Here is a 24,368-nt window from a genome sequence, read left to right as displayed (position 1 = left end):
TTCGATGTCCAGGTACGCCGTCACGCGTCCTCAAGGCGCGTCAGCAGCTCCGCATCATGACTCGTCACGAAATCCAGTCCCTCGCTGATTTCACGTCGTCGCGCATGACGCTGCAGAACCAACTCTGCGCCCTGCAACAGGAGCGCGGACTTTGAGGCGTGCTCCTCTGCAGCCAATTTCTCCAGTCGTCGATCAAGGTCCTCAGGGACGCGCAGATTCATAGCCATGTCTCGGTGGTACCAAAACGGTACCTAGTTGTTCCGGCCCCTGGCGGCCACGGCCCACTGCTCCACCACAGCCCCATCCCGCACCACAGTAACTTCGTCCACCAGATTCATGGTCAGGCACACGTGGTTGGGGATCACCCGGAGCCGGGTGCCAAGCGCCGGAAGTTCGGACGAGTCCGGCCAGACAACCGTGGCGTGGTGCTCAGACAGCGCAGTGACCCTTGCTTCGGGGTATTCGGGAAGCCGTGCGTATCCGGTGGCCCAATCCGGGCGGTCGCTGCCCAGGATCTTACTGCCAGCGTCCACCACCACCCGGCGCACGTTTCCGCCTGCGGCTTCGTGCCTGCTGACAACGGTGGCAGCGACAGTCAGTGCAATGTCGTCCCACGTGCACCGTTCAAGCTCCAGTTGCTGGGCATCGCCGAACACGTAGACTCCCGGACGGAGCTCCGTGGCCACCGTTTCGCCGTCAAGCAAGGCGGTAGGCGTGGACCCTCCGCTGATGGTGGTCACCTCGAAGCCGGCCTCGGACAGTGACGTCGCCGCCAAGCCAAGTGCCTCATTCTCGTTGCTTGCCGCACCAGTCGGCATGCCGGGCTTGTAGCTGTGACCGGGGAACGTGAAGACGCCCTGCACGCTCAGTCCTGCAGCAGCCGCCGCGTCGGCAACGGCCACCACTTCATCCGGCAGCACGCCGCTGCGATGGTGTCCGCTGTCCACTTCGATCAGCACCTCAACGCTGGCTGCCTCGGCTCCGAGTTGGCGACCCATCGCCGTCGCGCTGTCCGCCGAATCGACGCCAACAGCCAGGCGGCACGTTGCTGTCAAAGCCCGCAGGCGATCAGCGTGCGTGGCTTCAACCCAGAGTGGGTACGCGATGAAGATGTCCTTCACGCCGTCCGCCGCGAAGACTTCGGCCTCGCCGATCGTGGCAACGGTGATCCCTACGGCCCCGGCTGACAGCTGCTTTCGCGCGATCTCCAGGGTCTTGTGCGTCTTGACGTGCGGCCGGAGCTTGAGTCCCCTGCTGAGCATGCTTGCCGCCATGCGTTCGATGTTTCGGTCAAGGACATCGAGGTCGATCATGACAGCAGGGGTAACAACTTCAGCGGGGATCACGTTCATTCCACAAACACTAACGGCCTACGGCGCCGACTGCCTGACCCGCAATTCGAACTTCGCTTCCGGCTGCTGGACAGTGGGCGCCGCGTTCTTGGCTTCAATCCGCTCGATGAGAAGTTCGACGGCGCGCTCCGCAATTTCCGTACGCCCCGGCGCCACTGTGGTCAAAGACGGCGACGCGAACCGCGCCTCGTCAATATCATCAAAACCAGCAACGGCGATCTCCTCCGGGACTCTCCTGCCACGGACCAGAAGCTCATGCAGCGCCCCCAAAGCGAGGGCATCGTTGAGTCCGAAGACAGCGTCGAATTCCACTCCGCTGTCCAGGAGCCTGGCCGTGGCGGCAGCGCCGCCATCCCGCCGCCAATCGCACGGCACCACCAAGGCAGGATCGTAAGGCACCCCGGCGTCAGCGAGCGCAGCCTTGTACCCCTCAAGGCGCAGGCCGTTACTGCCGGTTGTGTCGCCGTCGCGCGCGCCCAGAACAGCTATACGACGGCGGCCGCCAGCCAGCAGGTGCGTGGTGACCGCAGCGGCGGCTTGATGATTTTGAATGAGGACCATGTCCAGCCGCGGATCCTGCACGAATTCACCCAGCAGGACCAACGGCTTCTTGCCCGCGGCAGCGATGATCTGTTCAGCGTCCAGGGCGAGTGGAATAAAGAGGAGGCCATCAGTGAGAGTGCGGAACTGGCCCTGGAGCGCCGCCTTTTCGTGCTCAGGCTCATTTCCGGACTGCTCCACGAGGACACGGTAGCCCCGCGCCCAGGCCGCCTTCATGATGTCCGACGCCAACTCGGCGTAATACGGGATGGAAAGGTCGGCGAGGACCAATCCGAGCATGCTGGTCTTGCCCGAGCGGAGGCTGCGGGCCGTCAGGTTGGTCTCGTAACCCAGCTCATCGATCGCGTCCAGGACGCGCTGTTTGGTGGCGGGGCGGATGAACTCGTAGTTGTTGATCACGTTGGAAACCGTCTTCAACGAGACCCCGGCAACGCGCGCAACGTCGTTCATGGTGACAGCCATCAAAGTGCTCCTTTTGTACTGTTGGCATACATCGTTGCAGATCAGGCCTTGATGGAGTCAGTCCATGACTGCAGCGACGGCCTCGATCTCCACCAACTGATGGTCGTAGCCAAGGACGGTGACGCCCATGAGGGTGCTCGGGACGTCATGGTCGGCAAAGGCGGCACGGACCACGTTCCAAGCGGTGACGAGATCGGCCTGCTGGGTCGAGGCAACCAGGACCCGGGTGGAAATGACGTCCCCGATTCCCGCTCCGGCGGCGTCCAAAGCCAGCAGCATGTTTTCGACCGACTTTTCCGCTTGGGCTTTGTAGTCCCCAATACCTGCCGTGGTCCCGTCCTCGTTCAGCGGGCAGGATCCCGCCAGGAAGACAAGCCGGGCTTCAGCCGGGGCGGTCGCCGCATACGCGTACTGAGCTGCTGACGTGAGCCGGTCGGAGCGAATGAGGGTGACTGCATTAGGCATGGGATTCCTTCGTTTGTCGGGTTGGTTCCATGTGAGTCCATCCCATCACGGTCCTTTGCCCTGTCATGTTGATGGGCAACGGCGTAGTCTCACAAGTAAGAGATTTCGGGTGCTGACGGGACCGGGGTTGATATTCGGGCTTTGCGCGATTACGAGCGCTCTGCCGCCCAGTTGGAGTTGCTTTGACTCCGGCATTGCATGAAGCGAGGCCCCATGGCCCAGCACAATACAGCCCCATCAGCACAAAAACAGGCCGATGGGGACCTGACAGATTTTCTGGTGCGACTTCAGGATCTTTTGGTGGATAACGCGGATATGCGCGCGTTTCTTGAAGACTTCGCTTGCATGACCGCAACCAAGCTGACCAAAAACGGGAATACCATAGCTTGCGGCGTAACGGTCATTCGGCAGAAAAAGCCGGTGGCCGTGGCGGAAAGCGATACCCTCGCCCGGAGACTTGACCAAATTCAGAATAGTTTTGACGATGGACCGTGCCTCACGGCCCTCCGGACCCGGACCATTGCCCATGTCCCGGACGTTCATAGTGAGCAGCGTTGGCCGGATTACATGACAGCGGCCGCCGCAACCAACGTCGGCTCGATTTTGGCCCTGCCCATGGAACTGAACAGGACTGCGGAGGCCGTGGTGAACCTCTACTCCACACGCCAGCACGGCTTCTCGGAAGAAGACATCATGGCCGCTGAGCGGGTTACGGCTACTGGGGCCAAGGCGCTTCACCTCGCAGTGAAAATGGCACAACTGCGGGACGCACGCGACAACCTTACGGCCGCGTTGGAGTCCCGCGCGACCATCGATACCGCCGTCGGTATCATCATGGCCCAGAACAGGTGTTGCCGCGACGCAGCTTTCCAAATCCTCGCCAAGGCCTCGAGCCATCGGAACGTCAAGCTCAGGACCGTGGCAGCCGGCATCATCGCCAAAGTTGGCGGGGACCAAAGGATCACAGCGAACTTCGAAGAATGACCTTTTAGTTTCTCCCATTGAGCCGTCACACATCGCTCATCCCCTTGCAACGCGCCCGCAACAAACATGCGGAATGCTGGGGTCACATGGACGGCGAAGAGTGAGGGGAGCAGACATGAGCATTGCAAACAGGGATCTTTTCCAAGCCCTTAAGACGCAGGCCAGCCTCGCGCAGGCGTTTGGCAGCATGCCGGGCAGCAAGGAAGAACCGCATCCGCTGAGCCCTGGCGACTACATCGAGGCCTGGCATAACGGCCGACTCTATCACCGGGGCACCGTGGTCAAAACCGTTGCGGGCACCGACCTTTTCTGGCTAACGGACGATACCGGAAGCCGCCGGCTCCTGGACATGGAGTCCATGGAAATCGTCACCGTTGACGAGCCGGCTCCGGCACCCGCATCGCAGGCGCCGGACCCAACTCCGTCAGCTACGGTCACGCCGATCTCCGCGTACCCCATGTTCCACGACGGCACGCAGCAGATCGCCTAGCTTTCAGTTGACCTGGTCCTCCAGCGACAGCCGGATCATGGTCCAGCTCACGGCCGGAAGCGCGGCGGTGAGGCGACCGCCGTCGAGCTTCACACTGACGTTCTCGGACGGCAGGACCGACGTCGAATCGTCGGCAGTGGCCTGCCAGTACGGGTCCTTATTCGAGTAGGTGACGGCCTCAATGACTTTGCTTGCGTTGAGGCTTCCGACGGCGGCATCCAGCGTCAGCGCGTCCGTCGCCGAGCGGTTTACTGCGAACACCACGGCCTCCTTGGCTTCTGCATCAAAGGTCGCCACGGCTGACAGGGCGGTGAAGCCCGACGTCTCTTCGGTCTCCAGCAGCGGGGATTCGACGGCGAGGTTCAACACCGTGCCCGAGGCATTCTGCGAAGTGAGCGCAAACGGGTGGAACGTGGTCTGCCTCCAGGCCCGGCCGCCCGGCTCAGTCATGATGGGTGCGATCACGTTGACCAGCTGAGCCAGGCTCGCGGAGTGGACGCGGTCCGTGTTGCGCAGCAGCGTGATGAGAAGGTCTCCCACCACCACGGCGTCGGCAACCGTGTACCGGTCCTCGAGGAGCACTGGCGCCACGGGCCAGTCGTCTCCGGTGGGCACCTTGGACTCGTCGCGGGACATGTGCCAGACGTTCCACTCATCGAACGAAATATTGACCTGCTTCCCGGACTTGTTGGCCGACTTCACATGGTCGATGTGCGAGACCAGGTCCTTGATGAACGCCTCCATCCGGTGTCCGGCTGACAGGTGCTCCTGCAGATCGCCGAAGTCCTCAAAGTACTGGTGCGCCGAGATCAGGTCCACCAACTCGTACGTCTCATTGAGGACCACGCGCTCCCATTCGCCGAACGTGGGCATGGTTGGTCCCGAACTTCCACAAGCCACCAGTTCCAGGTCCGGGTTGACCATGCGCATCGCCCGCGCCGTCTCGGCGGCAACCCGCGCGTACTCGTCCGCCTTCTTGTGGCCGATCTGCCAGAAGCCGTCCATCTCGTTCCCGAGGCACCACATCGTGATGTTGTGAGGCTCGACGGCGCCATTCGCCTTGCGCTGTTCGGACAAGGCCGTTCCACCCTTGATGTTGGAGTACTCCAGCAGGTCCAGGGCTTCCTGCGGGCCCCTGGTACCCAGGTTGACCGCCATCATGGGTTCCACGCCGGCCTTCTCCGACCACTTTGCGAACTCGTCCACGCCCACCAGGTTGGGATCGCTGGAGTGCCAGGCGAGGTCCAGCCTTGTTGGGCGGTCTTCTTTGGGCCCCACTCCGTCTTCCCAGCGGTACCCCGAGACGAAGTTTCCGCCCGGGTACCTGACCGTGGAGACGCCGAGTTCCTTGGTGAGGTCGAGGACATCGGTGCGGAAACCGTCGTCGTCGGCTTTCGGGTGCTCAGGCTCGAAAATGCCCGTGTAGACGCAGCGGCCGAGGTGCTCAACGAAGGCGCCGAATGTCTTCCTCCTGACGGGGCCTACGACGAACGCGGGGTCGATGGTGATTTTGGCCGTGGGGTTTTCTGGGTTTCCCAAAGGGTGGGTCCTTGTCTGCTGGTTTTGCTGGTTCTGCTTGCCGATTTACAACGTTATAGAAACTATGCTGACGTGGCCTTGGTGTGGGAGTCAAGAGATTTCTTGCCGGGCGTTCCGGCTCTTAGGCTGAGTTCCATGACGTCGGGAGTTGTGAGAGCCGCCTATTCGGCCCGTGCAGCCGAGTACACCTCGTTGTTCGGAGCCATCAGCAGTACCCATCCGGCCGACAGGGAGCTCGTGTTGTCATGGGCCCAGGGATTGTCCGGGAAAGTCCTCGATGCCGGCTGCGGGCCTGGGCAATGGACAGCCTTTCTGCACTCCGACGGGGTGGACGTCCAAGGCGTGGACTTGGTACCGGAGTTTATTGAGACAGCCAAGCAATTCAGCCCGGATGCTCAGTTCTCTGTCGGGTCACTTGAACGGCTGCCCAGCCCGGATCACTCATTGGCGGGCATATTCGCCTGGTACTCACTGATTCACACTCCCCCGGCTGGGATCACCCGGGTTCTGAACGAGTTTGCCCGGTGCCTCAAACCTGGCGGGAGCCTCCTGCTCGGCTTCTTCGCTGGCCCGGCGGGCGAGTCATTCCCGCATGCAGTGACTCCCGCCTATTTCTGGTCTCTGGAGGAGATGTCGGGACGGTTGCAGGAAGCCGGTTTCAGCGTGATTGGCACACACTCCCGCGCCGACCCCGGAGTGCGTCCCCACGGGGCCATCGTCGCGCAACGGCTGCTCACTCCCGGTCGCGTTGGCTGAATGCACCTACGCGCATTGATAACTGTGCACCAGCCCAGAGTCAACAAGGGGCCGAGGCTCTTCAGCTCTACTTCGTGATTGGTGAGGGGCTGTCGCTTGCTTCCTGCCTGTCCAGCTCCTTGTAGATTGCGGTCTGGTCTCCGGCGACGCAGACAGTATCCATTTCCAGGCCGGAGCCTTTGACCTTCGCGGTGAAGGATATGAGGTTTCCGCCGTTCTGATTGGCGTAGAGGCGGACGAGGCCAGGGTCCAACGGGTTGGTTTCGACGCGGGTGTTATAACCCTTCGATTCCCAGAACGTTTTGACCACGTCCGTTGAAGCTTCCAAGTCGAGGGTTTCCATGGTTTGGCTCATGACGCTGTAGTTCACGCCCTCCCTTCCATCACCTGCATTGCAGGCGCTGTTTCGGGTGCCTTTATCGACCCATTTCTGGGGTCCGATGGCTTGTTGGGTTTCGACTTTGAAGGCGTGGAGGTCCGCGAGGGCTTGTTTGAGTTGTTCGACCTGGGCTTTGACGGTTGCGGGGTCGCTGGGGTCGCTTGAGCCGGTCGTGGGGATCTCCGTGGTGGGTCTTACCACCGAATGGAGTGGAGTTTACGGAAGGCCTCGGGGTCGCTCACCGCTGTTACTCCCGCATAATTCCCAGCCCAGTAGTTGAGCGAGTTTGTCTTGTCGAAACACCCGAATGTAAGTTCAACGACTTCGGCGTCTACGTCAGATGCGCGGGCTGAGGCGCTGGCTATCGCTTCCCATTTCGCTTCTGTCTCCTGAAATCGGGCAAGGTCCCCCATGGGCATTTGAGCCGGCCGATGGGAGCCCAGGTCTCTTCGCCTTCTTCCTCGATCGCTACGAAGGCGATGTAGGCGCGATGGGGATGCTTGATTCCCAGTTTGACTACGCGCACTTCTTGAAGGCTGTCGTTCTTACGGGCTCGGTATGCCCAGTGGGAGTTGATCGTTAGTTCTGAGGCTTGCTTGACCATTGGTGGAACTTATCAGCAGGAAACGTTCGCGAGATAGAGTCCATTGCCTCGGAAGGGAGGTCATCGGCTAGCTTCAAGTGCCTATGGTCGTAATGCCGGCAGAAGGAGCGTGCTGTAACGGCTCTACTTTGTGGTCGGCGAGGGGCTGGGGCTCGCTTCCTGCCTGTCCAATTCCTTGTAGATTGCGGCTTGGTCTCCGGCGATGCAGACGGTGTCCATCTCCAGACTGGAGCCTTTGATGTTTGCGTAGTAGGACAGAAGGTGTCCGCCGTTCTCGTCAGCGTAGAGGCGGATGAGACCTGGGTCCCGGGGGTTGGTTTCGGTTCGGGTCGTGAAGCCCTTGGATTCCCAGAACGTTCTGACGACGCTTACTGACGCTTCCAGATCGACGGGGTCGGAAGTTTGGCTCAGGATACTGTAGTTCACTCCGTCTTGCCGGTCGGATGTGCTGCAGGCGCTGTTGACAGGGTTGTCTGTATCCGCCCATTTCTGGGTTCCGATGACTTTTTGGGTTTCGGTTTTGAAGGCGTGGAGATCCTTGAGGGCTTGTTTTAGTTCTTCTACCTGGGCTTTGACGGTTGCGGGGTCGCTGGGATTGCTTGAGCCGGTCATGGGGTTCTCCGTGGCAGGGGGCGTGCAGGCGGTCAGTGCAAGAGTCGCGCAGAACAATCCGGCGAGTATGCGGCGGGCCTTGAGCCGGGCCTCGGGTTCATGGGGCATGTGGTTCACTCTTCACAAATTCGCGCAGCTTTCCAGGATCAGCCGAGCTGGTAGCGCCCCCCCCCGATCCACCGGCTAACCGGACCCGGGCCCTCGCCGAGAACACCGCTGAAATCGTCGGAGCAGCGACCGGCCATTCCGCTGGCATCGGATCGCTCGCCACGCTCTGGAAAGTCTGAAAGTGTTGTTCACGGAAGTCGGCGCGTTGCTGCCAGGCAGCAAGTTCCTTCAGCCGGGACTTCTCTTCCCGTGCCTTGAGCTTTGCTTGCCTGACGTCCTCCGCCAACACCGCGAGGACACCGGCAAGCCGGCCCCGGTCATCGGCCCGGACAGCCAAAGCGTGGTTGAACAAGGTCGCATAGCCGCCCTTAAAGTCTTCCATCGCATAACCCGTGGCGACACCCAGGAAGCTACCTTCGGAGCGCAGGGTCTGATCCGCGGAATCAGCAGCGCTGATCAAAGCGTCGGCGGCGCCATCGTCGAACGCAATCTCCACCGCCGTATCAAAGATCCGCACGCCGAGCCCCCTCACTTGAATAATTAATCCATCGAATAGCATAACTTAAGGAACCAGAGTGTGGGACGTGACCGGGAAATAAAAAACAGGCCGGAGACTTAAGGTCTCCGGCCTGTCTTGGAGGGTGGGCCCTGTGGGGATCGAACCCACGACCCACGGATTAGGCGGCGGCCTATCTCATCGTTTTCGGTTGATGAGTTCCACCCCCGTCCGGCCGCGCCATTCCAGGCTCGCAGCCCAACCATGGCACTCGTCATGTTTGGTTGGATTTCGTCGTTTTCGTTGGGTAAACGTTGGGTCACTCTTGACGGAAGTCACGGAGGGCGGCCAGAGGGGCGGCCGTTAGTAGAATGGTTAGGCAGCCTTGACGGACCTCGATTGAGATAGCCGAGACAGTGGCGCAGATTGGGGTCCGGTGTTTGATTGGGTAGCGCAGGAGCATTGCAACGCCACGGAAGGATCTCAGGTGTTTTCGGCGCTGTGCCCGGGTCAGTCCAGTGCGGAATGCTTAGTGGATCTCTCGAGGAGTGGCTGGGTAGGCCCCGGGATGATGGCATCCCTGGCCGCATTCGTTGATGCCAATGCGTCCGCTGGAACGCCCATAAGATTCATTCCTCCAGACAATCGGGACGTGCGCTACTACTTATCCCGGATGGGGATGGGTAAGGTCCTCGACGCTGCAGGCGTCTCTCATGGCCTCCCCCGAGTGAATGCAAACATCTCCCTGTCGGAACGAGCGCTTGTTGAAGTAGGCGCGTTCTCATCGGAGGAAGAGGTCGCGGGCCTCGTGTCGATCGTCAATTATCAAACGGTAGCCGCCGACCTGCAACGATCGGTTTCACAGGCCCTTTTGGAAGCTGGGTGCAACGTGCCAGAGCATGCCAGAGTTACCCGAGGGTTCATGGCCGCTCAGGTGCTCAACAATGGCAGCCAGCTCCGCTTGGCGGTGGCTGATGCTGGCGTGGGCATTTACACGACCCTCCAAGCATCGGGCGCCACAAGCGAAAAGCAGTCCTTGCTGATGGCCGTCATGGGAACCTCGGAATTTGCGGATGAGGACCGGGGAAGGGGCCTCACTTCCATCCACAATTCGATCAAGCAGCACGGCGGAAGAGGCATGCTGATTTCCGGGCAGTCCTTGGTCCACATGAGCCCCACCCGGCTTCACGCATGGACCGGAAACTCGGGATCGTATGCCGGAACAATCTTGGACGTGGTTCTTCCCATCACGTAACGATTTGCCGCGGCAACCATCCAAAAGATCCCCAAACCTACGTAAACGTATACACTTACAGCACAGGCGAAAGGGGGAATCTCAATTGAAAATTATCAATGTTCCTAGCGTCGCTGGATCTCGGGCGCTTGCCGATAAGCTAGTCCACTCCGCCGATCTGGCTCCTAACGAGCCTGTACTTATCGATAGCCGACACTTGGACGTCAACACGGAGAGCTTCGTATCTCAGTTGGTGAAGCTTGTAGCCGAGGCCGGCCTGAAGGATGTAGAAGTGATCGGTGGCGGCAAGGATTGGATCTCTGACGTCGAGCGCGAGGGCTTGAAGCGCGGTCTGCACGTCACGGTCCACAACCTCGCCAGCGCATAGCGCGGCTAGTCGATCTTCACGGCCTTCTTACCGCATTCATCAATCGCTACCTTCCATCGAGCGCGCTCTTCATGGATGTCGTGCTCCTCGGATCCATGGAAGTACAGCCGGGACCAGTCACGCCAGCTGTTCAGCTTGTCTTTGAGGTCTTCGTCTCCGATACGGCTCACAACTTTCTCGAAGGCGGCCAGTAGATCTTGCTCTACGTGTTGCGGCATGGGACTTTTGCCGTCTTCGCCCTCGTCCCTCCATGACTTGAGATTGGTCCAGCTCGTCCTAAGCGCCTGTGCCGCATCCTGGGCGCCGTACAGCGCCTCACGCTGACTTTTGTTATGGCGTTCCTTCCGACTCGCGAGCATGGACCCCCTAGTGCTCAAGAATGCCGTTACGGCGGCCGCCACAACCGCGATTATGGACGTCACGACGGGTAGTGTCTTGAGTCCATCAATGCGTCCTGACAACTGAACGCAAAGGCTTACAAGGTCGCTGCTGCTGAGGGTCAGGCATTGGTCCATGCCTCGATCGTATATGCGCCGCCATGGAGGGGCGTCCTGTGAGACACGCTTTGGATTGTCCTTCTTGCCAAGACCTCGACCCGTCCAGGCGTGATTATGCAAACGGGTCTCGCTCGGTCTCTGGTTCACTCCACCACTTATCGGCTTTGTACTGCCGTTCAACGACCCAAGCGAGGAGCTTCTCGACGTCCTGCCGAGAGAGCATGATGCGGTTCTGACTGAGTCGGGTGTGAATCCCAGACTCTCGGCAGTAGCGGCGTAGCTCCGTCCCCGTCATGCCAAGCTCCGGGGCGACATCCTCGGGCTTCCGGAAGCACGGCTTTGTGACAAGTTCAGTAGTGTTGAGGTCATTGCCAAGGGTATCGGCAACAGCGACCCCCTTTTCATCAGCTTCCAGCGTGCTTACCGGGCCTTGGCTGGCCTTGTGCTCTGTAGGCAGATGATCCAACCACTGGGCCAGGTCTTCCACGCGGATAACTCCCTTAGAATTCGCGTAGCGGGCCATAAGGTTGCCGACGGCTACCTGGTACTGCAGCGTGCGGACACTGTATCCGCAAGCCTCGGCCGCTTGCTCGAACGTTAGGGCAAGTTTTGGAATCGTCATGCCATTGATCCTAGATACTCGCTGGCTGAGTAGGATACGACCCATGGCTGAAGAACGCTCATACGCGACCACGCAAGAGATGGCCGCAAGGTACAAGCTCAGTGATCACACGGTGCGGCGCAAGGTGATGGATGGCGCGTGGCCCTGTGATCGTATCGGCCGGCTCTACCGCTTCTCACCATCCCAGCAAGATGAGATAGCCCAGATCATCGCAGGCAAAAAGCCGGCTGCCTATGACAAGGACCGGATCAATGAGGCGCTACGGATGCTCAGCGAACCCACGCGTCGTGATCATTGATCTAACTCGGGGCAGCGGCCCGAAGGCCTGGACCCAAGAGGCGGCGCAAAAGGGGCATGGGCCTTGGCAACCGGCCGCGAGACCCTAGTTCTTGGACGACGGCCATACTTCGTGGCGAGGGTCCCACCAGAGGATGTGAAAGATGTGCTCCCGGAGGAACCCATACAGCCGGGGAGCCCCGCCGCACCGGAGGCGAACGATTTCCGTTTCGTCGTCTCTTTCAATGTCCTGCAGGCGACGCTGTGAAGGAGCCGGCATTTTGGAAACCTCATACGACTTTCCATGTTCGCTGCCGGGCGCAAAGATCTCACCAATCGTCATCGTTTCAAAACTCGCCATCTTGTCGAACAGGTTCCCGAGTTCGGAAGAGGCTATATTTGTGGGCGACCACTGTCCCTCGCGATCGATCTGGTTGAAGCGCCAGACTAGCTTGCGTTCCAACACTGCGTTCTGGTCAACGTCGAGAACGACCGCCCGTTTGCTACCAACGTCGTCTATCGCTTGGGGTGTGGCATGCTTGCCAGCCGCGGCCTGCCATCCTCCCTCGGGGATGGCAACCTTTTTGCGAGGTGATTTAGGCATGCTTACGCTCTAGTTGGAGAGCCCATGGTAGTACTCGTGCAGAGACGCCTGAGTGATGTGAGCGGCGCTCCGGGCACCCTCTGGCAGATTCCTGCGTGCATCCCGCCAAGGATCTTCTCGGTGGGTCATTTCACTGAGCTCATGAGCGGTGTAGGCCCCGTAAGCGTCTAGGACGGCGTCGATGGTTTCCTTTTCGGACCCGTCAAGATTATTGGAGTTGCCCCACTGCCAGTCGGAGACCTGAAAGGAGCCGCGGTGCTTGTCATAGAGTGCGTAAATGACTGGGCCGTTGGCCCAAGCCTGTATGCCCTCTTCGTATAGCGGCCGCTCATCCCACACTAGATTCCAAGCCTGCGAGTAGTAGGCAAGCTTCTGCAGCTTCATGGCAGTCATACGGCCTTGTTTTTCCAGAATGTATGCCGCAACATCGTGCACGCTTGCCATCAAATTCACCCGCTTCCCCATGGGTGCTCAAGGGCTACCCCAGATATTCCAAGAGTGGAAGTTCACAGCTGAATCCACAGGAATTTGCCTGTTATCCACATGTTTTCCACAGTTTCTACTGCGTCCAAGTCTACATGCTGAGGCGTTGAGGGCGCTCCTCTCCATCAAATAGCGACGGCGGCGCCAAAAGCCCTATGGGGTGACGGACCATGGGCAGCGGCGGCGTGAGAAGCTACTGCCTATGACCGAACAGCTATGGGCAATGGGTGGAGTCGTGGCCGGGATACTCGCCACTGGTGGAACGAATGTCGTGGTTGAGCGCGTAAAAGTCCGACAGAATGCGGCGGAGGCCAAGCGCGCCACAAACCGGGAACGTTGCGAGATTTTCCTGGCAGCCATCGAAGCTGAGGAGCGTGCGGCTTTGGACTTCTACGAGCAACGGGGCGTGCTGCCTGGCAATGCGGGCCACGAAGAGACGAGCGCCCAAGCCCGTTTGCAACTAACGGAACTTGAGCTCCATTGCCCCGTGAAGCTACACAAGGCTGCTACAGACCTAGTGGACCTACTCGAAGGCTGGGCTTTCGGGGACAAGCCCATCAGCGAGTACCGGGCCGCCCGGAAGAAGTTCGTTAGTGTTTTCCACCAACAACTCTAGCCAAGCCGTCCCAACCCCTACATTATGCCTTTCATGTCTTGCGCCATCTCTTGGTAGGACTTGAGACGCGGAACAGGGTAGTTCGTCAGTCCGTGGAGTCGGCGAATACTGGCCGCATCGCGGGTATGCCCGTGGGCGTGCAGCACTCCTGAGGCCTTTGAGATGATGGAGCTGAGTCGGATGATTTCTGACCGCAAGGCTTGTATCTCATTCCATTCTTGAACTGCGTCCGCACCTATCCAGTCTTCGATGAGGGCCGCCGCTTCGGTGAGATCTTCTATGCGTGGGCGCGTGGATGAACCGCTTGTCGTCCACCTCTTGTCTCCCAACCTGAGTAGGGAGGCCAGTTCAAGGTGCTCTTCCCGGGCCTCATCCAGCACCTTCGCGAGCTCCAACTGAACTTTCGACGGATCATTCATAGCCAGCCTTCGAGCCAGTTCCATGGACGCCTCCAACGACAGGACCAACTCGCCGTCGTCCTCGAAGCACAAACTATCTAGGAACTCTTCCCACCGAATGGAGTGGATTTTCTGGAAAGCCTCGGGGTCACTCACCGCTGTGACTCCGGCATAATTCCCAGCCCAGTAGTTGACCGAGTTCGTCTTGTCGAAGCACCCGAATATCAGTTCAGCGACTTCTGCATCCACGTCAGATGCGTGGGCTGAAGCGCAGGCTACAGCCTCCCATTTCGCCTCCGTCTCCTGGAACCGGGCAAGGTCCTCCCAGCGGCATTTGAGTCTGCCGATAGGAACCCATGCCTCGTCGCCTTCTTCTTCGATGTCCACGAAGGCGATGTAGGCACGTTTCGGATGCTTCACGCCAAGCTTCAACACTCGGACCTCCTGTAACTCGGCATCCTTTTTTGCCCTGTAGGCCCAGTGGGAGTTGAGCGTCAATTCGGTAGGTTGCTTGACCATTGTCTGGAATCTACCAGTATTCGGCTATTCGCAGGGTTAGTGCAGGGACCGCAACGCAAGCCTAAGACCGCTGGTAGCGTTATCCATTTTTGGTGCCACTGTCATGTGCTCCTGCGCTTGGCAAGCACGTCAAAGAGTCCTGAAAGCAGATTCACCCCAATGCTGGTCACAGCACCGAGAATCACCCCGATAAGCAGGATGTAGTTGCGCTCCCGCTCCTGTATCTCGGCGCTGGAGAATGTTGCAGATACCGTGGCGGCCGTAGCAACCCTGAAGCCGCCAGAAACGTCGTACGAATTCAACGTCTGCACGACAGAAGTCGATGAACCAGATTGGTCAGGCTCGGCTGATCCTCTGAGCAAGAAGAACCGGTCGTCCGTTTTCAATCCAATAGACGGTCGCATCATGATTTGACCCTCCGACACATAAAGAGCTCCGGCCGCCGTTGCTGGTGCGGATATCCTATGGCCGTTGGACGTTTGTCCCCACAAATCCGCCATGTTCAAGCCGCAGGACAGAGAGCCTTCAGCTGCGACAAGCGACGAGTCCGTCCTAGTACCTCCTAATCGCGGGGTGACCGGAATTGTGATCACTGTGTATCCAGCACCTTCCGCCGCCCGCTTACCAGCTTCGATGGAAGACATACTTCCCGGAGAACTCTGATCGGGGTTACCTGCACTGCGCTGAACTAAAGATGTCACAGTGATCCGGCCGCCGGATTGGAGATCATCGAACCGAACGCCCCGCTTGATCTCGGCCAGTTGTGATTCGCAGGCCGTAAGCGCTTCCGCGTAATGGCCTGACAGTAAGAAAACAACTTGCGACGGGTCGGATGATGTTCCAGACAGCCTGTAGGAGAAGCGTACTTCGTCCGATTCCTGGTCTCGGCCGGGGCGGCCAGGCTTGAGTTCGACCCAGTAGTATGCCGTCTTTGCTGGGGAATATGAGTAGGCGGCAATGACTCCAGGGGCGATGCTCCCCGCAGTTGGTGCAGACGTTGTCGCATTCCAAAGGTTCAACCCTATAAACGTCAAGACGCCAGCAATGACAGCAGCAAGGATGCCCTTAACAATGGTTTTCAACATTGCCCTCCGTTTCGCCGCGAGTCTCCCCATTAGATACGGCTCTGCGCCAAAACGAAAGACCTCAGGGCCGGCTGGTTTCGGCTGCTACTACACCCGGATCAACGCGAGCCGATGGCGGCTATCCCAGATGGCGGTGGACTACTCCCATAGGGAACCGCGAATGCCATTCGTCCATAACAATGCCCCGAATGGGTATCGTGGAGGACCACGACTGGCGAACCTAAACTTGGAAGGAGAGCTCCTTGGAGGTTTTTGAGCTTGAGACGCCTGGAACTTGGCTCACAGGGATTGAAGATCACTCGGAACTCGGCGACGTATCATCCTTGCTCGACCTCCTTATCGATTGCCTCAATGACGCTGCCGTGTCCCTGTGGCTTTTCGATGCATCACAGCAACTTCCGCTCCACGAAAGCGAGGCTGAGTTGGAAGCACGCCGGGCCGCGGAATGCAGCATCTACCAGGAACTTGCCTCAAAGGCAGAAGATATTCACGCAGTGATTCGGGACCTTCTTTACACTGCAAACGTCACCGCGAAGCGTCAAAGGTGGGTTGAGGGTGCAGTGCCTCATACCTACACACGCATTCAGCCCTTCCTGCACGCTCAGTCATTTATTTACGCGCTCGATACCATTCAAAAAGGGCTGAAGCTTATCAATAGGAGCCGAACAGCGACGGCAGAGGCTCGGTCTGCGCTCGGTAGCTTCGAGAGAGCTTTCCCTGAGTTGGTTCATGTAAGGGACTCTGCCCATCACCGGGAGGATCGGGCACGGGGCAAGCGCAGGAACTCCCTGATAGATCTGCAGGCGGATGAGACGCCGATCAGCAGCGGAGGCGTAGCCCTGTTTGGAAGAACCTTGGTCGGCAATAAGTACGGTGGCACACTGGGCGACGGCAGGTATGGCGAGGTCGAGATAAGCCACCAGTCACTGAGGATTGTTCAGACAATCGTCCAACTGGTCCTAAACTCTTATGAATGGCGCGGGGCCAAGGTGCACTACCCAACGTGAGCGGCCGATAGAAATTCCGTGCACGCCGGCGAAGACGTACCTCTGTCTATTCGCTGTCAGTTCCCAATGAGAGCTCATGTATCGCAAGATCTGTTCTCACGCGAAACAAGTAAACGGATTCCGCTTCGTACATCCTGGCAAGCACGTCCTCAGTATCGGCATTCGGGCTGGCTCCGGTTTCGTTCGAAGGTTCCTGAGCGAGTAAGTCAGCCCGCCGTGAATTCGCCCAAAAGAGGTCTCTAGCGGCCGCATAAGTGGCCGGCGGGGACACGAGCCGCACTTCCGTAAGCAAACGTGATGCTTTGGAGGTGGCGTCAGCATTCTGCGCTTTGTATTCGCGAGTCCAGTCCTTCGGGGGACCAGGCGTGGGGTTGTTTGCAGCCAGAGCTGTGAGTTCGGCCAAGACCTCCAGAAACGCCAGATGGGCGCGTTTGCGCTCGACGCGTAGCCATGCTTCTCGTTCGGCTAGCTGTGCACGACTCCACGCCGCAGATTCCGACGTTTCGACCGCATTGCGAGCCTCCCGGGTCGTTGACCGGTTCAGCAGGCCGACTACTACTGCGGCGCTAACAGCGCCGACAGTGCCAGCAAGGCCCGTGATCAACAGTCTTACGCTCTCTGGGTCCACTTCCTCAGTCCTCTCAGGGCCTCGGCGTTGTCCAGGAGACATCGCCGTTTCGAGACTAGTCGTAATGACTCCTCGCCGCTGGAACGCCGTCGGCGTCAAGAGATCGGGTCGCGTTTGGATGCGAAATATTCGTTCAAGTTGAACAAGGAGATTTCCCGATTTCGGCTGCAGGCTTTTGCGTCCGCGTAAACGCCGAATGACCCCCACCCGGCGAAGGGTGGGGGTCATTTGCGTGGCATGGCATTTGTTAGGCCAAGCCAAGGTCGGTGAGGTCCATAATGGACACCTGAGCGAACTCAACAACACCATTACTTGCGGTAACTGATTCCAGATAGAACATTGCCCGTACAGTAGTGGCATCCGATGGCGCGACCCCCTCAATGTAGAAGGTCCCGTCCGGGACGGGGTAGAGAAGCCTATCCATTGCCCGGAAGCTGTATTCGTCAACGGATGACGCGTTGAAGTTCATTCGTGCCGAGACGCGCAGCGGGTTCGTTGTCGGATCGATGCCCGTGACGTTGACCCTTCCGACGAATGCGTACCGGTGACCAGGGATGGCCGAAACGTCCTGATACAGGGTCTGGCTTGTCGTGAAGGCTGAGGCTGTCATCGTGAACCATGCGCCGGGAACGCCAGTAGCAACCCGCGTTGACGTGGTGATGCCTGCGCGGGGCGCCGGCCCGGGAACCCCAAGCCAACCCGAAGGGTAGCCACTCGTGACGCCGAGGGGCCCCGTGAACAGGCCGTTTGTGATCTTATTCGCGGGGTCAACGTTATCCCACGGAAGAGCTGGGCCGACGTCCGGGAGCTGAGGGGCGAGCGTGTTGGCTACGGCTGTCCCGGCAGCGACAATTCCGGGAAGGCTGAAGTGTGTCCCGTCTGAGTCATAAGCGGCCTGGATGTTTCCTGTGGCAGGATCAACCATTGTCTTGTATAGGTCAACTAGCAAGTACCCGTTTTCGGCGGCATGACGACGCAGCCATGCGTTGTACCGAGCAATGTACGGTTTCTTAGCTACTTCCGAGTCAGGTGTTACCGTTGCCAGAATCGGGCGCGCACCAATGGACTTGCACTTTGCGAAGATGGCCATCATGTTGGCCTTGTAGGTCGCCAAGGGCGTAAGTACCTTGGAGTCGTTCGCGCCAGCCAGGACGAACACGGCGGACGGCTTGTAGGGTGTGACGTCGGCGTCGAAGCGTGCCAGCATCATGGCCGAGGTGTCGCCAGCGTAACCAGCGTTCCAAACGTAGTTGATGCGCTGCTTCGAGAGCATGGACGCATAGTTGGCGATAGACGTTGCCCTGCGCCGCGGGTTTGGGATGGCCGCGGAAGGTTCGCGGTCTTCCCGAACAGTGAGCGAATCCCCGAGGAACACCACCCGGTTGCCCATCGGAACAGGCGTGACTGCAGCCTGCGCGAACTTGGCGTCAAGAGCTGTTGGAGTCAGGCGGGTTGGAAGATGCGAGTCAAGTACCTTCGTGCCAGTGGGGAGGGCAAAGTCATCCCCGACAGAGACGATTCTTTGAGTCATTTGGTCATGCTCCTGTCACGGTGTAGAAACCGGGGTGGGACGGATCCGGGCTGAGTTGCCCGCCGTTAGCTACGAAGTAGAAACCGGGATGAGATGGGTCTTCGCGGATTGCAGCCCCGCCAGTGGCGCCGGCTGCCGCCTCTGCCGCTGCTTCCGCTGCTTCTTGGGCGGCTTGTGCGCTGGCGGCCGCACCCGTCGCAGCTTCCTGCGCTGACTGTGCGTCTCCGACAGCGCCAGCTAGCACTTCCGTGACAGTAGAAGCTGCCGAGATTGCTGCTGCCTGGGCCGCCAATTCCGACTCTTCGGCTGCCAACCTTGCCGCCACTGCTGCGTCACGTACGCCCTGGAAGCTGGACTTCACTACCTGCAGCCCGCCGCCCACCATCTTGACCTGCGGAGATGGTGCCACGAACGCTGGCACGAAAGCGTCATCGTTCGAGGTGAGCGGGTTCGGCAGGGCCAGCCCGTTGAGGTCCTTCAACGTCAACGGCGTCGTGTTGTTCGTGTCCGCGACGTCGTAAATGGTGATAGCGGAATTCGCCGCCCGCTGGAACGAGAACGGATCCGCTACCAGCTCGGAATCGTACGTGTAATCAGCCACAGACGGGCCTCCTTAAATCAGAAGGGCCGCACCATGCGGTGCGGCCCTGTTCGGGTGAGGTCAGCGCTTCGCGTTATCTGGGGCGAGGAACGGCAAATACTTACGGGTCCACTCGATGGCTTTTGGCATGGCCGCTATCCGGGCCAGCAGCGCGGATGACGCTGTGATTGTGGCCGCCGCTGCAACCAGCCAGGCAGTCAAACCCGCCGGCAACTGGTGGCCGAACGTGTCTACGACGTCGGTAAGGATCGGTGGCAGGATCACCAGCAACCCAACAAACGCCGGGATGCCAACCTGAAACGCCGTCCGGATAGTCGTCTTCCACGGAAACCGGGACTGAGTCGTCGCCGGGATAGCCTCATGGTCACCCATGCTCAGGCTCCTTCCGAGACGATGCGGAGATTGGCAAGGGCCTTCTCAGCGCCACTCTCCGCGGCTGCCTCAACCTGCGCGAGGTCGATAGGCTGTCCGGGCTTCTCAGCAAGCTGCCGTACCGCCTCACGCAATCCATCGTTCTGGCCCTGGATCGTGGCCAGCGCTGCATACACCGGGCCAGCCTGGCGCTGACCAGCAACACCCGGAAGAAGTGCAGAATCGATGCGGTCCACCTTCGTGGCCAGCCCGTACAGCGGGCCGGCGTTGCGGACCTTAGCTTCGCCCGGGAGAGCCATGTTGTCGAACCGGGCGTCGATATGGGCGGTGATCTGATTGACTTCTGCCTGAGACAAGGTGTCCTCCTGGGGTTCGGTAGATTCGGTGATGTCGCCGGCGGGACCAAGAGACGCGCCACTGGCTTCGTCTTCCCAGTAGTCGGTCATGTACAGGCGCGGATTAACCCGCCCGTAGGTGTTGGTGTTCAGGTTGAAATTGGGGGGCAGTGCACCAACATGGCAGTGCGGGCCGGTGCTGACGTTCGTGCCGCCGTCAGTGTTGCCCGTGAGCGCAATGATCTGGCCGCGCTTCACCCGGGCACCGTTGGCCACGAGGATCTTCGACAGGTGCCCATACTCGAAGTACGGGCCACTCTCGCCGTCCATGTTCAGCACAACCATGAGACCGCCGAAGTTCAGGTTCCAGCCGAAGTTGTCCTCGTATGTGGTGTCGAACTGCCCGGCAAAAACCACCTGTCCGTCACCCGCTGCACGGACGGGAGTGCCGATCCTTGTCGCCCAGTCGTCTCCGTTGTGTCCGCCGGCCGGGTTCGGGCCCCAGCCAGGGTTGGAGCCGAAGTCCTGCGACCTGCGAATGCTGCGGTCAAACGGGAGTAAATATCCCATTACGAACCTCCTGTGCTGGTGCCCGCGCCGTGTCGGGCGCTGGGGTGGTCGGCGATGGTCACGCCGCGGGGCGGGGGTGGAAGCTGATCAATGCCGCCAAGATCCCGGACAACTTTGATGGCCGCGTAGATCCAGTCAATGAGGCGGGAGCGTTCCGAGCGGAGCTCTTCAAGCTCTTCCTCCACCCGCTCGATCCGGGCCTCCAACCGGCCAACCTTCGCGTCAGACTCAGCGATGACGTCCTGGAACCGCTTCAGCAGCTTCTCGTCCGCCTCAATGCCGATCTTCTTGTCCTCGCGGTCATCCGCCGGAGTCCGCCACTTCTTACTGAATGCAGCAACCAGAGTCCCCGCGAGAGTGATCAGCAGTCCGCCGACCCCCAGCAGCACTGGTGCCGTCATCCCGAAATACTGCGGTTCGGGCTCGGCCGCCAAGATCCGGAGCGCGAAGTAAAGTTCAGTCATCCTTCAAGCTCTCTGTGTAGCGGTAGATCACTGTCCGTGACTTCGCCGCGGCCTTGATCATGACCATTCGCGTAACCAGCGCAGCGCAAATGATGTATGCGAAGGCGATGGCGATTGATCTATCCGTTCCGGTCGTTACTGCCAAGCCGATTTGCAGGAGCCCATAAATGAAGGGCCCGGACATCATCAGGACAATGCCGGACATCTCCACCCGGAACCCGTTGCGGCGGGTCTCGAAGTGCTGCGCGGACATCACCAGCCCGACAACTGAGACCACAAAACCCAGCGTTGTGAAGAACCCCCACGCGAGGATGAACCACGGCGGCGTTGAACCCTGAACAGAAGGGCTCTTTAGCAACGGGATGATCCACAGCAAGCCAAGAGCAGCCTTGAAATGGACGAACGCCCAATCAGTGCGGGTCAAGCCCCGCAACGCTTTACGGATACTCATGCCGCCGGCCAGCTAAAGCCGTCAAGCCCGATGAAGAACCCGTTCGCGCCAGTCTTCGGAAGCACAGCCGTCTGGGTGCATTCCCACTCCACAACCCCATCCGGGTAGACATACACGGTGACGTCACCAAGTTGTGGCGAGGCGGGCGGGCGGAGGATCTTCTGGAACGGCGGCCGGTGTCCAGCAGAGACGTCGCCAAGCTTGTACCGGAACCTGGCCTTGTCCACATTGATACTCGCGGCCGTGGTGCCGATAGTTCCTTCCGAGAACACCCGTCCGAGCTCCAACTTTTCCGTGTGGACGCTAGGGTCATAGCCGCCACCAAAAGGCGTGTAGCCTGCAGCCAGGGCGATTGGAGCCATAAGCGGTGCGGTGGACGTCCATCCCGGGGTGTCATTCGTCCCAAGCCTGTAGTTCCACGTCACCCCGTTGATGACAACCTCAGTGCCCACCTTGGCCAAATAGCCGAGAACTTTCGTTGACCGTGCGAACAATCCACCATTGCCGGCCCACGTTCGCATGTCGATGAACTCAACCGGCGCGGAAGTGCCACCCTGCCAGCGAACGAAACCAATGGGCTGGTCATCCTCAACGCCCGGCCCGATCTTGCGGGACGCGGGAATGACCGCCTCGGCGCCGGCTGTCAACGGCACCAGCACGGACGGGCCGCCAAGCTCCGGCTGCCAATTCCGGCGGATCACAATAAGGTCCCACCGCGTCCCGGAAGCCAAAGAAGGGCAGTTCACAACCTGGTCAATCTCTGCCTCATCCGTGACGCCGTGCCCGTGTGCTCGGCCAGCCTTCACCAGCACCGCATACGGGATGGACGGGTGCGCCGTCACCTTGAAGTCGTTGGGCCCGTAAACCCCGTAATCGGCTGCGCCTGCACGGTTCGCGGCACGGTCCGACTCAGTAACCGGCCCATCGTAGAAAATGCTTGTCAAAGCCATCAGCGGGCACTCCTGTCTGTGTTGTCGCGCTTCAAAGCGCGGATGCTCTTGGCTAGTCGGACGTCAGGGTCATCAAGGCGTTCGCCGATGACGGGTGTGGCAAGATCGCCGTCCTTATCCGCGGACAGGCGAACCTCTCGGAGGACGTCCGTGTAAAGCAGCCCGTCAAGTTCGGCTGTGACGATGTCTCCCCTGCGCAGGCCGTCGCCGCCGTATCGGAAGTGCTTTGTCTCAGACAGTTCGAGGGACAGCCCAGCCAGTGGAGCCCCCTCGGCAAGGGTTTCGGCGGCCCGTTCAGCGAACACATCCGTGCTCGTGGAATCGCGTGCATCACGGAACACCTCAATGACGTCGTGCCACTGAGCCTCCCGCGCCGCGTCAGGGTACTGCCGGAACTCCCGTGCCACGCCTTCACCCTGCCCGCCCACAACGACTCTCGTCGCCGTAGGGGCTGCCAGCGTGTAAGTACCACCAATGACCGTCCCGGACTCCGGAGAGAGCCTGTGCGGGTAGTTCCTCGGCGTGTAACAGTCCAGAAGCAGGCCGTTGCCCGAATGTCGAACCGTCACCCCAATACCGGCCTGATCAACTGCTGGGAACAGCCGGTCATAAGCGGGGTGCATCCGGAACGTGTACGTGCCCACCGCGCCGCGCCCTTGATCCGTGGCCACAGTCAGAGGGAACCCCAGACGTGCCGCGTTCTCAGCCATGACCGTCTTCACGACAGTCTCAGCCGGACCCGTGATCGTCCGGTACTCAACATCCTGCCCAGTCAACGGCGCCCCAGGCTTCGGCCAGGCGGTCCAGTTGTGCAAGATCCGGAAGTCATCCTCAACCGAGAACGTCAACGCACCATCCACAGCGAACTGACCTGACAAGCTCCTGACCGGGCCCGACATCTGGAATTCGCCGTGACGGTAGATGTCCACCCGCGCCCCGGGTGACTTCAGATCAGCGGCGCGGAGGTGGTCAGCGTCAATGGAGAACGTCGCCGTGGACCGGACGTTATGCCGGATCACCGGCTTCACATCCAACGGCCGGCCAACCCAGCCCTTGAACTCCCACCCGATGTAAACGAGGATCTCGTACGGTATTTCCGAAGCCATCAGAAAGCGCTCCTGTACCTGCTGCGAACCTCAGCGATAATCGTGCCCGTGCCCGTCATCTGGAACGACAACGCCCGGTCCTGGCCCCGCGGGATAGCCACAAAAGCCGACGCCGGGTTCAACTCCGCCGTCCGGTCAATGGGATTTACCAGAGCCTTCTTGGATGCGTTCCACTGCCCATACCAGAGGACCTGCCCATTGACAGGGTCCGTGTCCAGTTGGACCGCGTAACCAGCCGGGATGGTGAACGGGACAATGACGCGACGATCACCCACGCCGAAGTTCACCGAAGTGGTTTCCCCAATGACGGTCCAGATGGGGTAAGCCGGCACATCGCCGTCATTAGTGAAGACCGCAGAATCAAGCGTCCCGCCCGGAGACAGGTAATAGATCACGTCATCGGCATAGCCATATGTAACTCGGTCTTCCTCTGTGACGAAGAAGTTCCGCATGTCACCCTGGGACCACGACTTCCGCACCGGCTCACCAAGCCAGTAAGGCTGGTCAGCGAGCAGATTGAACGCATACCGGATCCAGCCCCGCCGGACAGGGTCATGCGTGAGGGAGTCCTCAGCGCCGGTCAGACGCAGTCGCAGAGTCCGCGTCGAACCATCCGGCAACTGCGTAGTCCAAGTGCCTTCTTCATCCGTATCCAAGCTCCGGAGAAACGCCCGGTTGTGCTCCACAAACTCTGTCGAACCCTCATCCGAGTACAGATACAAGGGCCAAAACACATCACGGTCCTTCGTGGAAGACCCTCGGTGCCGTGACCCCGCCACCATGGGCGAGGTGCTGGACTGCCGCTCAAACTGCGGCAACCCAA

32 protein-coding genes are annotated in these 24,368 nt (G+C 59.9%); 8 read left to right on the top strand and 24 right to left on the bottom strand.

What is annotated here, in order from left to right:
* Window positions 1–20: 20 nt before the first annotated feature.
* From AYX22_RS01750 to AYX22_RS23960, 5 genes are all read right to left on the bottom strand, one after another.
* On the bottom strand, window positions 21–227 hold the full coding sequence (locus AYX22_RS01750) for a ribbon-helix-helix protein, CopG family (RefSeq protein WP_242703479.1): 207 nt from the start codon (window positions 225–227) through the stop codon (window positions 21–23).
* 24 nt (window positions 228–251) lie between these two features.
* Entirely contained in the window at window positions 252–1,352 is a 1,101-nt protein-coding gene (locus AYX22_RS01745) for a D-TA family PLP-dependent enzyme (protein ID WP_207595834.1), read from the bottom strand.
* 18 nt (window positions 1,353–1,370) lie between these two features.
* Window positions 1,371–2,375 (bottom strand): LacI family DNA-binding transcriptional regulator, encoded by a 1,005-nt coding sequence (locus tag AYX22_RS01740; protein ID WP_207595833.1) that lies wholly within the window; start codon window positions 2,373–2,375, stop codon window positions 1,371–1,373.
* Between the two features lie 57 nt (window positions 2,376–2,432).
* Window positions 2,433–2,840, bottom strand: coding sequence for a RidA family protein (locus AYX22_RS01735; protein WP_207595832.1), 408 nt, complete (start codon window positions 2,838–2,840; stop codon window positions 2,433–2,435).
* A 237-nt stretch (window positions 2,841–3,077) separates the two neighbouring features.
* Window positions 3,078–3,383, bottom strand: coding sequence for a hypothetical protein (locus AYX22_RS23960; RefSeq protein WP_242703657.1), 306 nt, complete (start codon window positions 3,381–3,383; stop codon window positions 3,078–3,080).
* On the opposite strand from AYX22_RS23960, the gene AYX22_RS01730 reads away from it, so the two are divergent.
* Window positions 3,267–3,824: a GAF and ANTAR domain-containing protein gene (locus AYX22_RS01730; RefSeq protein WP_242703604.1), complete on the top strand. Its 558-nt coding sequence runs from the start codon at window positions 3,267–3,269 to the stop codon at window positions 3,822–3,824. The two genes, AYX22_RS23960 and AYX22_RS01730, sit on opposite strands and share 117 nt — an antisense overlap.
* Window positions 3,825–3,939: 115 nt before the next feature.
* On the top strand, window positions 3,940–4,314 hold the full coding sequence (locus AYX22_RS01725; RefSeq protein WP_207595830.1) for a hypothetical protein: 375 nt from the start codon (window positions 3,940–3,942) through the stop codon (window positions 4,312–4,314).
* A 3-nt stretch (window positions 4,315–4,317) separates the two neighbouring features.
* Here the strand turns inward: AYX22_RS01725 and AYX22_RS01720 are convergent, their stop codons facing one another.
* On the bottom strand, window positions 4,318–5,853 hold the full coding sequence (locus tag AYX22_RS01720) for an alpha-N-arabinofuranosidase (protein ID WP_207595829.1): 1,536 nt from the start codon (window positions 5,851–5,853) through the stop codon (window positions 4,318–4,320).
* Window positions 5,854–5,988: 135 nt separating this feature from the next.
* Here AYX22_RS01720 and AYX22_RS01715 point away from each other — a divergent pair, with 135 nt between their 5' ends.
* Entirely contained in the window at window positions 5,989–6,609 is a 621-nt protein-coding gene (locus AYX22_RS01715; protein WP_207595828.1) for a class I SAM-dependent methyltransferase, read from the top strand.
* A 67-nt stretch (window positions 6,610–6,676) separates the two neighbouring features.
* On the opposite strand, the gene AYX22_RS01710 is transcribed toward AYX22_RS01715, so the two are convergent.
* The 3 genes from AYX22_RS01710 to AYX22_RS01700 form a co-directional block, all read right to left on the bottom strand.
* Entirely contained in the window at window positions 6,677–7,189 is a 513-nt protein-coding gene (locus tag AYX22_RS01710) for a hypothetical protein (RefSeq protein ID WP_207595827.1), read from the bottom strand.
* Between the two features lie 526 nt (window positions 7,190–7,715).
* Entirely contained in the window at window positions 7,716–8,312 is a 597-nt protein-coding gene (locus tag AYX22_RS01705) for a hypothetical protein (protein ID WP_207595826.1), read from the bottom strand.
* Window positions 8,302–8,871 (bottom strand): hypothetical protein, encoded by a 570-nt coding sequence (locus tag AYX22_RS01700; protein ID WP_207595825.1) that lies wholly within the window; start codon window positions 8,869–8,871, stop codon window positions 8,302–8,304. Before AYX22_RS01700 ends, AYX22_RS01705 begins: the two co-directional genes overlap by 11 nt.
* A gap of 859 nt (window positions 8,872–9,730) precedes the next feature.
* On the opposite strand from AYX22_RS01700, the gene AYX22_RS01695 reads away from it, so the two are divergent.
* Window positions 9,731–10,063 (top strand): hypothetical protein, encoded by a 333-nt coding sequence (locus AYX22_RS01695; RefSeq protein ID WP_207595824.1) that lies wholly within the window; start codon window positions 9,731–9,733, stop codon window positions 10,061–10,063.
* Between the two features lie 196 nt (window positions 10,064–10,259).
* The gene (locus AYX22_RS01690; RefSeq protein WP_207595823.1) at window positions 10,260–10,430 is read left to right on the top strand and encodes a hypothetical protein; all 171 of its coding nucleotides are present in this window, start codon (window positions 10,260–10,262) and stop codon (window positions 10,428–10,430) included.
* A gap of 5 nt (window positions 10,431–10,435) precedes the next feature.
* Here the strand turns inward: AYX22_RS01690 and AYX22_RS01685 are convergent, their stop codons facing one another.
* Window positions 10,436–10,852, bottom strand: a complete 417-nt coding sequence (locus AYX22_RS01685) for a hypothetical protein (protein ID WP_207595822.1) — start codon at window positions 10,850–10,852, stop codon at window positions 10,436–10,438.
* Window positions 10,853–11,039: 187 nt separating this feature from the next.
* Window positions 11,040–11,549 carry a hypothetical protein gene (locus AYX22_RS01680; protein ID WP_207595821.1) on the bottom strand — a complete coding sequence of 170 codons (510 nt, stop codon included), beginning with the start codon at window positions 11,547–11,549 and terminating at the stop codon, window positions 11,040–11,042.
* A 43-nt stretch (window positions 11,550–11,592) separates the two neighbouring features.
* On the opposite strand from AYX22_RS01680, the gene AYX22_RS01675 reads away from it, so the two are divergent.
* Window positions 11,593–11,847, top strand: coding sequence for a hypothetical protein (locus AYX22_RS01675; RefSeq protein ID WP_207595820.1), 255 nt, complete (start codon window positions 11,593–11,595; stop codon window positions 11,845–11,847).
* 84 nt (window positions 11,848–11,931) lie between these two features.
* Here AYX22_RS01675 and AYX22_RS01670 read toward each other — a convergent pair whose 3' ends face one another.
* Together AYX22_RS01670 and AYX22_RS01665 are read right to left on the bottom strand one after the other, a co-directional pair.
* Window positions 11,932–12,429 carry a hypothetical protein gene (locus AYX22_RS01670; protein WP_207595819.1) on the bottom strand — a complete coding sequence of 166 codons (498 nt, stop codon included), beginning with the start codon at window positions 12,427–12,429 and terminating at the stop codon, window positions 11,932–11,934.
* A gap of 9 nt (window positions 12,430–12,438) precedes the next feature.
* Entirely contained in the window at window positions 12,439–12,822 is a 384-nt protein-coding gene (locus AYX22_RS01665) for a type II toxin-antitoxin system antitoxin SocA domain-containing protein (RefSeq protein WP_242703478.1), read from the bottom strand.
* 292 nt (window positions 12,823–13,114) lie between these two features.
* On the opposite strand from AYX22_RS01665, the gene AYX22_RS01660 reads away from it, so the two are divergent.
* Window positions 13,115–13,528 (top strand): hypothetical protein, encoded by a 414-nt coding sequence (locus AYX22_RS01660; protein ID WP_207595817.1) that lies wholly within the window; start codon window positions 13,115–13,117, stop codon window positions 13,526–13,528.
* Window positions 13,529–13,545: 17 nt separating this feature from the next.
* On the opposite strand, the gene AYX22_RS01655 is transcribed toward AYX22_RS01660, so the two are convergent.
* Both AYX22_RS01655 and AYX22_RS01650 read right to left on the bottom strand, forming a co-directional pair.
* The gene (locus tag AYX22_RS01655; protein ID WP_207595816.1) at window positions 13,546–14,445 is read right to left on the bottom strand and encodes a hypothetical protein; all 900 of its coding nucleotides are present in this window, start codon (window positions 14,443–14,445) and stop codon (window positions 13,546–13,548) included.
* Between the two features lie 101 nt (window positions 14,446–14,546).
* Window positions 14,547–15,530 carry a hypothetical protein gene (locus tag AYX22_RS01650; protein WP_207595815.1) on the bottom strand — a complete coding sequence of 328 codons (984 nt, stop codon included), beginning with the start codon at window positions 15,528–15,530 and terminating at the stop codon, window positions 14,547–14,549.
* Between the two features lie 242 nt (window positions 15,531–15,772).
* Here AYX22_RS01650 and AYX22_RS01645 point away from each other — a divergent pair, with 242 nt between their 5' ends.
* Window positions 15,773–16,537: a hypothetical protein gene (locus AYX22_RS01645; protein WP_207595814.1), complete on the top strand. Its 765-nt coding sequence runs from the start codon at window positions 15,773–15,775 to the stop codon at window positions 16,535–16,537.
* A gap of 875 nt (window positions 16,538–17,412) precedes the next feature.
* Here AYX22_RS01645 and AYX22_RS01640 read toward each other — a convergent pair.
* The 9 genes from AYX22_RS01640 to AYX22_RS01600 are packed head-to-tail and all read right to left on the bottom strand — an operon-like array spanning window position 17,413 to window position 24,279.
* Window positions 17,413–18,696, bottom strand: a complete 1,284-nt coding sequence (locus AYX22_RS01640; RefSeq protein ID WP_207595813.1) for a GDSL-type esterase/lipase family protein — start codon at window positions 18,694–18,696, stop codon at window positions 17,413–17,415.
* 4 nt (window positions 18,697–18,700) lie between these two features.
* Window positions 18,701–19,297, bottom strand: coding sequence for a hypothetical protein (locus AYX22_RS01635; RefSeq protein ID WP_207595812.1), 597 nt, complete (start codon window positions 19,295–19,297; stop codon window positions 18,701–18,703).
* Window positions 19,298–19,357: 60 nt separating this feature from the next.
* Window positions 19,358–19,669, bottom strand: a complete 312-nt coding sequence (locus AYX22_RS01630) for a hypothetical protein (RefSeq protein ID WP_207595811.1) — start codon at window positions 19,667–19,669, stop codon at window positions 19,358–19,360.
* Between the two features lie 2 nt (window positions 19,670–19,671).
* Window positions 19,672–20,574, bottom strand: a complete 903-nt coding sequence (locus AYX22_RS01625; RefSeq protein WP_207595810.1) for a M23 family metallopeptidase — start codon at window positions 20,572–20,574, stop codon at window positions 19,672–19,674.
* Window positions 20,574–21,038, bottom strand: coding sequence for a hypothetical protein (locus AYX22_RS01620; protein ID WP_207595809.1), 465 nt, complete (start codon window positions 21,036–21,038; stop codon window positions 20,574–20,576). Before AYX22_RS01620 ends, AYX22_RS01625 begins: the two co-directional genes overlap by 1 nt.
* Complete coding sequence (locus AYX22_RS01615; RefSeq protein ID WP_207595808.1) at window positions 21,031–21,489, bottom strand: hypothetical protein; 459 nt, start codon at window positions 21,487–21,489, stop codon at window positions 21,031–21,033. The genes AYX22_RS01620 and AYX22_RS01615 overlap by 8 nt, the downstream gene beginning before the upstream one ends.
* Window positions 21,486–22,439: a hypothetical protein gene (locus AYX22_RS01610; RefSeq protein ID WP_207595807.1), complete on the bottom strand. Its 954-nt coding sequence runs from the start codon at window positions 22,437–22,439 to the stop codon at window positions 21,486–21,488. The genes AYX22_RS01615 and AYX22_RS01610 overlap by 4 nt, the downstream gene beginning before the upstream one ends.
* Window positions 22,439–23,545: a hypothetical protein gene (locus AYX22_RS01605; RefSeq protein WP_207595806.1), complete on the bottom strand. Its 1,107-nt coding sequence runs from the start codon at window positions 23,543–23,545 to the stop codon at window positions 22,439–22,441. Before AYX22_RS01605 ends, AYX22_RS01610 begins: the two co-directional genes overlap by 1 nt.
* Complete coding sequence (locus tag AYX22_RS01600) at window positions 23,545–24,279, bottom strand: hypothetical protein (RefSeq protein ID WP_207595805.1); 735 nt, start codon at window positions 24,277–24,279, stop codon at window positions 23,545–23,547. The genes AYX22_RS01605 and AYX22_RS01600 overlap by 1 nt, the downstream gene beginning before the upstream one ends.
* Window positions 24,280–24,368 lie beyond the last annotated feature (89 nt).

This window comes from Arthrobacter sp. D5-1, assembly GCF_017357425.1.
Taxonomy (GTDB): domain Bacteria; phylum Actinomycetota; class Actinomycetes; order Actinomycetales; family Micrococcaceae; genus Arthrobacter.
Note: the sequence above shows the minus strand (reverse complement) of the source record. Positions and strands in the feature narration are given on the sequence as shown.

What these genes read in the sequence shown, in the direction of transcription:
- AYX22_RS01615 (WP_207595808.1), bottom strand. Translation starts at nt 21,489, where the DNA reads ATGAGTATCCGTAAAGCGTTGCGGGGCTTGACCCGCACTGATTGGGCG.
- AYX22_RS01640 (WP_207595813.1), bottom strand. Translation starts at nt 18,696, where the DNA reads ATGACTCAAAGAATCGTCTCTGTCGGGGATGACTTTGCCCTCCCCACT.
- AYX22_RS01740 (WP_207595833.1), bottom strand. Translation starts at nt 2,375, where the DNA reads ATGGCTGTCACCATGAACGACGTTGCGCGCGTTGCCGGGGTCTCGTTG.
- AYX22_RS01625 (WP_207595810.1), bottom strand. Translation starts at nt 20,574, where the DNA reads ATGGGATATTTACTCCCGTTTGACCGCAGCATTCGCAGGTCGCAGGAC.
- AYX22_RS01745 (WP_207595834.1), bottom strand. Translation starts at nt 1,352, where the DNA reads ATGAACGTGATCCCCGCTGAAGTTGTTACCCCTGCTGTCATGATCGAC.
- AYX22_RS01750 (WP_242703479.1), bottom strand. Translation starts at nt 227, where the DNA reads ATGGCTATGAATCTGCGCGTCCCTGAGGACCTTGATCGACGACTGGAG.
- AYX22_RS01665 (WP_242703478.1), bottom strand. Translation starts at nt 12,822, where the DNA reads ATGACTGCCATGAAGCTGCAGAAGCTTGCCTACTACTCGCAGGCTTGG.
- AYX22_RS01610 (WP_207595807.1), bottom strand. Translation starts at nt 22,439, where the DNA reads ATGGCTTTGACAAGCATTTTCTACGATGGGCCGGTTACTGAGTCGGAC.
- AYX22_RS01650 (WP_207595815.1), bottom strand. Translation starts at nt 15,530, where the DNA reads ATGTTGAAAACCATTGTTAAGGGCATCCTTGCTGCTGTCATTGCTGGC.
- AYX22_RS01630 (WP_207595811.1), bottom strand. Translation starts at nt 19,669, where the DNA reads ATGGGTGACCATGAGGCTATCCCGGCGACGACTCAGTCCCGGTTTCCG.
- AYX22_RS01680 (WP_207595821.1), bottom strand. Translation starts at nt 11,549, where the DNA reads ATGACGATTCCAAAACTTGCCCTAACGTTCGAGCAAGCGGCCGAGGCT.
- AYX22_RS23960 (WP_242703657.1), bottom strand. Translation starts at nt 3,383, where the DNA reads ATGAACGTCCGGGACATGGGCAATGGTCCGGGTCCGGAGGGCCGTGAG.
- AYX22_RS01725 (WP_207595830.1), top strand. Translation starts at nt 3,940, where the DNA reads ATGAGCATTGCAAACAGGGATCTTTTCCAAGCCCTTAAGACGCAGGCC.
- AYX22_RS01705 (WP_207595826.1), bottom strand. Translation starts at nt 8,312, where the DNA reads ATGCCCCATGAACCCGAGGCCCGGCTCAAGGCCCGCCGCATACTCGCC.
- AYX22_RS01715 (WP_207595828.1), top strand. Translation starts at nt 5,989, where the DNA reads ATGACGTCGGGAGTTGTGAGAGCCGCCTATTCGGCCCGTGCAGCCGAG.
- AYX22_RS01670 (WP_207595819.1), bottom strand. Translation starts at nt 12,429, where the DNA reads ATGCCTAAATCACCTCGCAAAAAGGTTGCCATCCCCGAGGGAGGATGG.
- AYX22_RS01675 (WP_207595820.1), top strand. Translation starts at nt 11,593, where the DNA reads ATGGCTGAAGAACGCTCATACGCGACCACGCAAGAGATGGCCGCAAGG.
- AYX22_RS01605 (WP_207595806.1), bottom strand. Translation starts at nt 23,545, where the DNA reads ATGGCTTCGGAAATACCGTACGAGATCCTCGTTTACATCGGGTGGGAG.
- AYX22_RS01735 (WP_207595832.1), bottom strand. Translation starts at nt 2,840, where the DNA reads ATGCCTAATGCAGTCACCCTCATTCGCTCCGACCGGCTCACGTCAGCA.
- AYX22_RS01700 (WP_207595825.1), bottom strand. Translation starts at nt 8,871, where the DNA reads ATGCTATTCGATGGATTAATTATTCAAGTGAGGGGGCTCGGCGTGCGG.
- AYX22_RS01620 (WP_207595809.1), bottom strand. Translation starts at nt 21,038, where the DNA reads ATGACTGAACTTTACTTCGCGCTCCGGATCTTGGCGGCCGAGCCCGAA.
- AYX22_RS01655 (WP_207595816.1), bottom strand. Translation starts at nt 14,445, where the DNA reads ATGGTCAAGCAACCTACCGAATTGACGCTCAACTCCCACTGGGCCTAC.
- AYX22_RS01660 (WP_207595817.1), top strand. Translation starts at nt 13,115, where the DNA reads ATGACCGAACAGCTATGGGCAATGGGTGGAGTCGTGGCCGGGATACTC.
- AYX22_RS01695 (WP_207595824.1), top strand. Translation starts at nt 9,731, where the DNA reads ATGGCCGCTCAGGTGCTCAACAATGGCAGCCAGCTCCGCTTGGCGGTG.